Source organism: Roseomonas rosulenta, assembly GCF_016106005.1.
GTDB classification, from domain to species: Bacteria; Pseudomonadota; Alphaproteobacteria; order Acetobacterales; family Acetobacteraceae; genus Neoroseomonas; species Neoroseomonas rosulenta.
This window is the reverse complement of record NZ_JACADR010000204.1, coordinates 1-8249: the sequence shown is the minus strand read 5'-3', so window position 1 is coordinate 8249 and position 8249 is coordinate 1. Positions and strand designations below refer to the sequence as shown.

General features: G+C 72.0%; 6 protein-coding genes and 1 pseudogene. 5 read left to right on the top strand and 2 right to left on the bottom strand.

Annotation, left to right across the window (positions count from 1 at the left end):
• The first annotated feature begins 352 nt into the window (after positions 1–352).
• Both HW578_RS19410 and HW578_RS19405 read left to right on the top strand, forming a co-directional pair.
• Complete coding sequence (locus tag HW578_RS19410) at positions 353–1810, top strand: porin (protein WP_198372363.1); 1458 nt, start codon at positions 353–355, stop codon at positions 1808–1810.
• 213 nt (positions 1811–2023) lie between these two features.
• Positions 2024–2485, top strand: a complete 462-nt coding sequence (locus tag HW578_RS19405; protein WP_408906257.1) for a DUF3576 domain-containing protein — start codon at positions 2024–2026, stop codon at positions 2483–2485.
• Between the two features lie 104 nt (positions 2486–2589).
• Here HW578_RS19405 and HW578_RS19400 read toward each other — a convergent pair whose 3' ends face one another.
• On the bottom strand, positions 2590–3699 hold the full coding sequence (locus HW578_RS19400; RefSeq protein ID WP_198372361.1) for an alpha/beta hydrolase: 1110 nt from the start codon (positions 3697–3699) through the stop codon (positions 2590–2592).
• A 30-nt stretch (positions 3700–3729) separates the two neighbouring features.
• Between HW578_RS19400 and leuS the strand changes: the two genes are divergently transcribed.
• The 3 genes from leuS to holA are packed head-to-tail and all read left to right on the top strand — an operon-like array spanning position 3730 to position 7906.
• Positions 3730–6375 carry a leucine--tRNA ligase gene (gene leuS / locus HW578_RS19395; RefSeq protein ID WP_198372360.1) on the top strand — a complete coding sequence of 882 codons (2646 nt, stop codon included), beginning with the start codon at positions 3730–3732 and terminating at the stop codon, positions 6373–6375.
• Complete coding sequence (lptE, locus tag HW578_RS19390; RefSeq protein ID WP_198372359.1) at positions 6365–6874, top strand: LPS assembly lipoprotein LptE; 510 nt, start codon at positions 6365–6367, stop codon at positions 6872–6874. Before leuS ends, lptE begins: the two co-directional genes overlap by 11 nt.
• Positions 6875–6880: 6 nt before the next feature.
• A complete protein-coding gene (holA, locus tag HW578_RS19385; protein WP_198372358.1) occupies positions 6881–7906 on the top strand; it encodes a DNA polymerase III subunit delta in 1026 nt (341 codons plus the stop codon).
• A 60-nt stretch (positions 7907–7966) separates the two neighbouring features.
• Here holA and HW578_RS19380 read toward each other — a convergent pair.
• Positions 7967–8249, bottom strand: a pseudogene (locus HW578_RS19380) (ParB/RepB/Spo0J family partition protein); the annotation flags it as partial.

The following is an 8249-nucleotide window of genomic DNA, read 5'->3' as shown; positions in this document are numbered from 1 at the left end:
GCCCTCGGCACCGTGCGGTGGCGGCTTGCGGCAAGGCAGCTGAGCGGCGTGGCGGTGGCGGCGCTGGGCGGGATCGACGCGCGCAGCGCGGCGCGGGTCCCGCGGCGCGCTGCGGGGCTTGCGGCGATCGGGGGGCTGGCGCCACAGGCTGTGGCGCCTTCGCCACAGTGTCTCAGGTAAGTCGCGGACGCGGCGGCTGCACTGTTGCCCGCCAGGCGGGCTCCGGGACATAGTCCGGCCCAGGCCGCGTCGCCGCATTCCGTCCTGTATCGGGAAGCGGCGGTGGACCCTGTCCGGGGGGACTAGGGGGGCCCAGGGAACTGCCGGCTCGCCGGCCATGAGGAGGACTTGAATGCGTAAGATCTTGCTGGGGACGACGGCGGTTGTCGGCGCCGCCCTGTTCGCTCCCGGGGCTTATGCCCAGATGCCGGTGACGTCGCAGCCGGGCCAGGCACCGGGTCAGCTCACGCGTGGCAATGAGAATGTCGGCACGCAGGGCGTCGCGGCGCCCACGCCGGCGATGGCCGCGGCTGGTGGTCTGACGATCCGCCTCGGCGGCTACTTCGACTTCACCGGCGCGATGATCTATGACGACTGGGATACCGCCCGTCAGCGCAACCAGACCGGCTCGAACGGCGGTGGCCCGAACGCGCAGCGCCGCTCGCGCTACGACTTCCGCAACGACAGCGAGCTGTTCGTGTTCGTCGACGGTCGCGCCGCCAACGGCATGACCTACGGCGCGGCCTTCGAATTCCAGATGGACAACGTCGGCGGCAACGGCGGCACGGGCACCAACGGCTCGGGCACCGTCGTCGACCTCGACGAGGCCTGGGGCTACATCACCTTCCCGAACCTCGGCTCGATCCGCTTCGGCCAGGAAGACAGCGCCGCGAGCCTGCTGCAGGTCCGCGCCCCGTCGGCCGGCATCGTGGCGTCGGACGGCGACTGGTACGACTTCATCGCCATCAACAACGGCCTGTACGGCAACCCGTACATGCTGTCGGGCATCAACGACGGCAGCGACTCGACGAAGGTCATCTACCTCTCGCCGCAGTTCGCCGGCTTCGACTTCGGCCTGTCCTATGCTGCGAACTCCGCCGAGGGTGAGCGCCAGGACAACCCGACCAGCGTGACCAGCCAGCAGCGCGACCAGACGATCCTCCAGAACGAGGTCTCCGCGGCGGTTCGCTATCGCGGCACCTTCGGTCCGGTGGGCGTGAACGTCGGCTTCGGCGCCATGATGGCCGACTCGCCGCGCCTCAACGCCTCGGGCCAGTTCCTGGGCACGCAGCGTGGCCAGCAGGTCAGCGCCTACACGGGCGGCGTCACCCTCTCGGCCTACGGCTTCGCCTTCGGCGGCGAGTTCACCTGGGGCGCCTACAACGGCACCTCGGTCGGTCGCGCTGCGCTCAATCCGGGCCTGGACAACAGCGGCCACTACATCGTGGGCCTGACCTACACGATGGGTCCGCTCGTGATCGGCGGCAACTTCGGCCAGGGCCAGCAGTCGAACGGTGTCCAGCAGACCCGTGCGGCGAACGGCGTGGTGCTCAGCGAGCGTACGCTGGATGACCGCAAGCACACCGCCTGGGGTGTCGGCGCCATCTACAACCTCGCGCCGGGCCTCGCGCTCTACGCGATCTACCAGAACATCAACGACGAGAACATTCCGACCTCGGCTCCGACCAACGCGCGCTACCTGTCCACGCCGGCCGGTGGCGGCACGGTCGGCACGCAGCTCGCCACGTTCAACGGCGGCAACACCCGCACGATCAACGTGACGATGGTCGGCGTCCGCCTCGCCTTCTGAGGCCAGCGCGTCGTGCCTTCCGGGGGCGGCAGGGGAAACCCTGCCGCCTTCGCCTTTTCAGCGCCCCCATTGGCGCGCTAGAACCCCCCCATGAACGCTGCCCGACCCCGACCTGTCCCCGGAACCGCGTCGCGCCGTCGTGCGGCGCCCGTTCTTTGCGCGCTGGGCGCGATCGCCATGCTCGGTGCCTGCTCGAGCGACCGGGTCCGTGACGTGGGCCGCGATGAATACACCGCCGGCAGCGGGCGTGAGCGGGTTCGTGGCCGCCTCACGGGCCAGGATGACGGCATCGTGCTGTTCGGCACATCGCGCAACCGGCCCGAGGACAACGCCGCTGGCGGCTCGGGCCTTGGCGTCAACGCCTATTTGTGGCGCGCTACGCTCGACACGCTGGCCTTCATGCCGCTGGCCTCAGCCGATCCCTTCGGCGGGGTCATCATCACCGACTGGTATTCGCCGCCGGGCGCTGGGGCGGAGCGCTTCAAGGCGACCGCCTACGTGATGGGGCGGCAGCTGCGCTCGGACGGCGTGCGCATCTCGATCTTCCGGCAGGTGCGCCAGGGACAGGCCTGGGTTGATGCGGTGGTTGCCCCGGCCACCGGCGCCGAGCTCGAGGACCGCGTGCTGGCGCGGGCGCGCGAACTGCGCAGCCAGTCGGGCGTCGCGACGCGATAGCGGCTGGTCCGCGGGCCTTGCCGAGGCACCGGTCGGGTGCCCGGCCCTCGGCCGCCGGGCAGGCGTGAGGCCGGCTGGAACCGTTGGGGAAGCCCGCCCGGCGGTCAGCCCCCGCCGCAGGGCGCACGGCGCAGGCCGCGCGCCACGCCGGCCTCGGGCGCTGTCACCAGGGTCAGCAGGCAGGGCGCATGGCCGCGGGTGAACCGCCAGTCATTGCCCCCGCCATGGCCTTCCAGCGGCGGTTCGGGATGCAGGGCCAGGGTCGGCGCGCCACGCGTGGCCGCGGCCTCGGCAACCAGCGCGGCGCGTGCCGCGGGGTCGGGGTCGAAGGGGTCGCGGTCGAAGACCACCACGGCCAGCCGCGGGCCGCCCGGTGGGAAGCCCGCGACCAGGCGGCGGAAATCCTCGATGGCGGCGCCGTGGTTGTTGGGCAGCGTGGCCTCGCCATGCGCGGCGGGCGCGAAGGCCAGCACGGCATGGACCGGTTCCGGCCGCTCGGCTGCCGCGAGCATGGACTGCCAGGCGCCGCGCGACTGGCCGGCCAGCACGATGCGCCGGTAGCCCGCCTGGCGCAGCAGCGGCAGCGCGCGGATGAGCGTGGTGAGCGCGACGGCCAGGTGGTCCTCCGCCGGGTCGCGGTCGAAGCGCAGGATGTCGAAGCCGGCATCGTTCAGCATCGCGAGCGTGCCGGGCACGGCGCGGCGGCGGTGATCCGCCTGCGCGCCGCCGAAGCCGTGCGACCAGACGACCACGCCCTCGGCGGCGCGCGGGCCGTGGCGGAACATCAGCGGCGCGGCGCGGAGCGGGCCGATCTGCGTCTCGACCGGACGGAAGGCGGGCATCGCGAGCGACAGGACATTGCCGTCGAGGGCCACGACGCGGCAGGTGGCCTGGCCGGGGGCTGCGGCGGCCTCACGCTCGCAGGTGGGCTGCAGGCGGTCGCGCACGGCCTCGGGCCCGTCCTCACCGCTGGCGAAGCGCCAACTCATCGACCGCCCGTTGCCGGCGACCACGAAGCCGGCATTGGGCATGGCGCCGCGGTAGTGCAGCGTGAAGCCGATCACGGTGGAGGGGCCGCGCGCCTCGCCGAGCGCCGCCACCGAGAACAGCGCGCGATAGGCTGTGAAGCTGGTGTTCGGGTCGGGCTGCGCATAGGCCGGTGCGGCGGCGAGCAGGCCGGCCGCTAGGAATCCGGCGCCGAGGGGCTTATGCATCGCGCTTCCCACACGATACGCGCGCGCAGGATGAACGACAGCACCGCACCCCAGGACAAGCCGGTCCAGGACGCCCCGTCCCCCCGCTACGATTTCCGTGCCGCCGAGCCGCGCTGGCAGGCCGCGTGGGAGGCCCGCGGCTGCTTCGCCGTGCCCGACGTGCCGCCGGCGGATGCGCGCAAGTACTACGTGCTCGAGATGTTTCCGTATCCGAGCGGCAAGATCCACATGGGGCATGTGCGCAACTATACGCTCGGCGACGTGGTCGCGCGCTACAAGCGCGCCCGCGGCCACCTGGTGATGCACCCGATGGGCTGGGACGCCTTCGGCCTGCCGGCCGAGAACGCGGCGCGCGAGCGCGGCGTGCATCCCGCCGCCTGGACCTACGGCAACATCGCGAACATGCGCGACGAGCTGAAGCGCATGGGGCTCTCGCTGGAATGGGCGCGGGAATTCGCCACCTGCGACCCGGAATACTACGGCCAGCAGCAGAAGCTGCTGATCGACTTCTGGAAGGCCGGGCTGGTCGAGCGCAAGGAATCCTGGGTGAACTGGGACCCGGTGGACGGCACCGTGCTGGCGAACGAGCAGGTGATCGACGGGCGCGGCTGGCGTTCGGGCGCCCTGGTCGAGAAGAAGAAGCTGTCGCAGTGGTTCCTCGCCATCACGAAGTTCGCCCCTGACCTGCTGGAGGCGCTGGGCGGCCTCGATCGCTGGCCCGAGCGTGTGAAGCTGATGCAGTCCAACTGGATCGGCCGCAGCGAGGGCGCGCGCGTGCGCTTCGCGCTGACGCAGCCGGTCGATGGCATGGACGAGGTCGAGGTCTTCACCACGCGGCCGGACACGCTGTTTGGCATGTCGTTCCTGGCGGTCGCGGCCGAGCACCCGATCGCCGCAGCCGCTGCCGCACGCGATTCCAAGGCGGCGGATTTCGTCGCCGAGTGCCGGTCGATGGGCACCTCGGAAGCGGTGATCGAGCAGGCGGAGAAGAAGGGCTACGACACCGGCATCCGCGTGAAGCACCCCTTCACCGGCGCGGAATACCCGGTGTGGATCGCGAATTTCGTGCTGATGGAATACGGCACCGGCGCGATCTTCGGCTGCCCCGCGCATGACCAGCGCGACCTGGATTTCGCGCGGAAGTACGGGCTGTCCGTGACGCCCGTGGTGCTGCCCAAGGGTGCCGACGCCGCGACTTTCGCGGTGGCGGACGAGGCCTTCACGGATGACGGCACGGCGTTCAATTCCGGCTTCCTCGACGGGCTCGACGTGGCGGGCGCGAAGCGCGCGGCGATCGACGCGCTGGAGAAGCAGGGTGCGGGCACCGGCGTGGTGAACTGGCGCCTGCGCGACTGGGGTGTCTCGCGCCAGCGCTACTGGGGCTGCCCGATCCCCTTCATCCATTGCGACGATTGCGGCGTGGTGCCGGTGCCCGACGACCAGCTGCCGGTGCGCCTGCCCGAGGATGTGGATTTCGCGAAGCCCGGCAACCCGCTGGACACGCACCCCACCTGGAAGCACGTGGCCTGCCCGCGCTGCGCCAAGCCGGCGCGGCGCGAAACGGATACCTGCGACACCTTCGTCGATTCGTCGTGGTACTTCGCGCGCTTCTGCTCGCCGCGCGCCGCGGAGCCGGTCACGCGCGCGGCGGTCGATGCCTGGCTGCCGGTGGACCAGTATATCGGCGGGATCGAGCATGCGATCCTGCACCTGCTCTATTCGCGCTTCTTCACGCGCGCCATGTCGGCGTCGGGGCATCTGTCGCTGGCGGAACCCTTCGCCGGGCTGTTCACCCAGGGCATGGTGCAGCACGAATCCTACAAGTCGGCCGATGGCCGCTGGCTGTATCCGGAGGAGGTCGAGTTCGGCACCGCGGCCGACGGCACCCGCACCGCGACGCTGAAGGGAAGCAACACGCCGGTGACCATCGGCCGTGTCGAGGCGATGTCGAAATCCAAGCGCAACACGGTCGATCCCGGCGCGATCATCGCGAAGTACGGGGCGGACACCGCGCGCTGGTTCATCCTGTCCGACAACCCGCCCGAGCGCGACATGGAGTGGACGGAAGCCGGCGTGGCCGGTGCCTACCGCTTCACGCAGCGCGTCTATCGCATGGTGGAGAACGCGCTGCCGTCGCTGCCTGCGCCGGGCGAGCTGGCCCACGACGCCGCCGACCGCGCGGCGAAGGAGCTGCGGCGCGCGACGCATCGCTGCATCGCCGCGGTGACCGAGGCGCTGGAGACCTTCGCCTTCAACGTGGCCGTCGCGCGGCTGTATGAATTCGCCAATGCGATCGAGGCAGCGCGCGGGGAGAGTTCCATCCCTGCCGCGGCAGCGCGGCGCGAGGCGCTGGAGATGCTCGCGCGCCTGTCCGCGCCGATGATGCCGCATCTGGCCGAGGAATGCTGGTCGATGCTGCGCCCCGGCGATGCGGCGCTGGTCGCCCAGCTGCCCTGGCCCGAGGCCGACCCGGCGCTGCTGGTGGCGGACAGCGTCAAGCTCGCGGTGCAGGTGCTGGGCAAGCTGCGCGCCACCATCGAGGTGCCGGTCGGCGCCAGCGAGGACGCCATCTTCGCCGCCGCCGAGGCGGAGGAGAACGTGCAGCGCGCGATCGGCGGCAAGCCTATCCGCAAGCGCATCCATGTGCCGGGGCGGGTGGTGAACCTTGTCGTCTAGGCGCGCGCTCATCGCGCTGCCGGGCGCGCTGCTGGCGGGCTGCGGCTTCCGTCCGCTCTATGGGCCGCGGGAGGCGGGCAGCGCCACGGCGGGGCTCGAGACCATCCGTGTCGGCCTCATTCCCGAGCGCAACGGGCAGCTGCTGCGCCGGCAGCTGGAGCAGCGGCTCGGCCAGGGTGGGGCGCAGATGCGCTACGACCTGCGCGTCGGCCTGGCCTACGGCATCGACCTGCAGGGCTTCGCGCGGGACGGCACGCCGTCGCGTGTTCGGATCACGGCGACGGCGAACTGGTTCCTGTACGACACGGGCAGCCCGCCGCGCCTGCTGGCGAACGGGACCGAGCGCGCCTTCGATGCCTACAACGTGCCGGAGAACCAGTTCTTCTCGGCCGACACCTCCCGCGATGCGACCGAGCGCCGGCTGCTGGGCCAGCTGGCGGACGACATCGTGCTGCGGCTGGCCCTGCGCTTCGAGGCCGGGCCGCCGGCGGCCGCCTGACCGCGGATGGCGAAGCTCGACGCGCGCCGCATCGCGGGCTTCCTGGCCGATCCCGGCGCGGCGCGCATCGTGCTGGTCTTCGGGGAGGATGGCGGGCTGGTGCGCGAGCGCGCCGATGCGCTGGTGCGCGCGGTGGCCGGCGACGATCCCTTCCGCCTGGTGGATGTGCCGCGTGACGTCGCGGCGAAGGATGCCGGGCTGCTGGCTGCGGAGGCCGCGACGCCTGCGCTGACCGGAGGGCGGCGCCTGGTGCGGGTCCGCGATGCCACGGATGGGCTCGCCAATGCCGCCAAGGCGGTGCTGGCGGGCAGTGGTCCGGGCCTGGTGCTGCTGGAAGCGGGGTCGCTCGATGGCCGCAAGGGGTTGCGCGCGGCGCTCGAGAAGGCCGGGCCGGAAGCGGCGGTGATCGCCTGCTATGCCGAGACCGGGGCGGCGCTGGAGGCGTCCATCACCGCGCTGCTGAATGACTTCGGCGTGAGCGCGGAGCCTTCCGCCGTGGCCTGGATGGCCCAGCGCCTCGGCGAGGATCGCCTTGTGATGCGGCGCGAATGCGAGAAGCTGGCGCTGTATGTTGGCGCCAGCGGGCGCGTGACCGAGGAGGATGCGGTGGCGTCGCTCTCGGAAGGTTCGACGCTGGACCTCGACGCCGCGCTGCTCGCGGCCACCGAGGGCGATGCGGCGCGTGCCGACCGGGCGCTGGACGCAGCCTTCGCCGAGGGCGCGCATGCCGTGCAGGTGGTGCGCGGCGCGCTGCGCCATGTGCAGCGGCTGGAAGTGGCGGCGATGGCGGTGGCGCGCGGCGCCGCGCCTAAGGATGCGGTCGACGGGCTGCGCCCGCCGGTCTTCTTCAAGTCCCGCCCGTCCTTCGAACGCGCGCTGCGGCTGTGGCGGCCGGAGATGCTGGCGGCCGCGGGCGCGGCGCTGCTGGATGCGGAACGCGCGACCAAGACGACAGGCATGCCGGATACGGCGGTGGCGCGGGCGGCGGTGATGGGGCTGGCGCGAGAGGCTGTCAGGGCGCGGCGCGGGTAGGTGCAGCGGCGCTCTGCGCCGAACCCCGCCACGGGCATTGTGGGCCTTGGTTCCAGGGCCTTAGGCGAAGTCCGGGTCGAGCAGGCGGAGGACGCCCTCGAGCTGGTCGAGGTCGCGATAGGCGATTGTCACCTGGCCGCCTTTTCCGGCCGATTTGATGCCGACCCTGAGGCCCAGCTTCTCGGTCAGGCGTCGTTCCAGCGCGGCGGTGTCGGCATCCTGCCTCGCGGCGCGGCGCGCAGCGGGATCGCGCGGCGCGGCGGCGGCCAGCGCCTCGGTCTGGCGGACGGACAGGCCGCGCACGACCACGAGGCCGGCGAGCCGCTCCGGGTCCTCGGCGCCG

What these genes read in the sequence shown, in the direction of transcription:
- HW578_RS19410 (WP_198372363.1), top strand. Translation starts at nt 353, where the DNA reads ATGCGTAAGATCTTGCTGGGGACGACGGCGGTTGTCGGCGCCGCCCTG.
- HW578_RS19400 (WP_198372361.1), bottom strand. Translation starts at nt 3,699, where the DNA reads ATGCATAAGCCCCTCGGCGCCGGATTCCTAGCGGCCGGCCTGCTCGCC.
- leuS (WP_198372360.1), top strand. Translation starts at nt 3,730, where the DNA reads ATGAACGACAGCACCGCACCCCAGGACAAGCCGGTCCAGGACGCCCCG.
- holA (WP_198372358.1), top strand. Translation starts at nt 6,881, where the DNA reads ATGGCGAAGCTCGACGCGCGCCGCATCGCGGGCTTCCTGGCCGATCCC.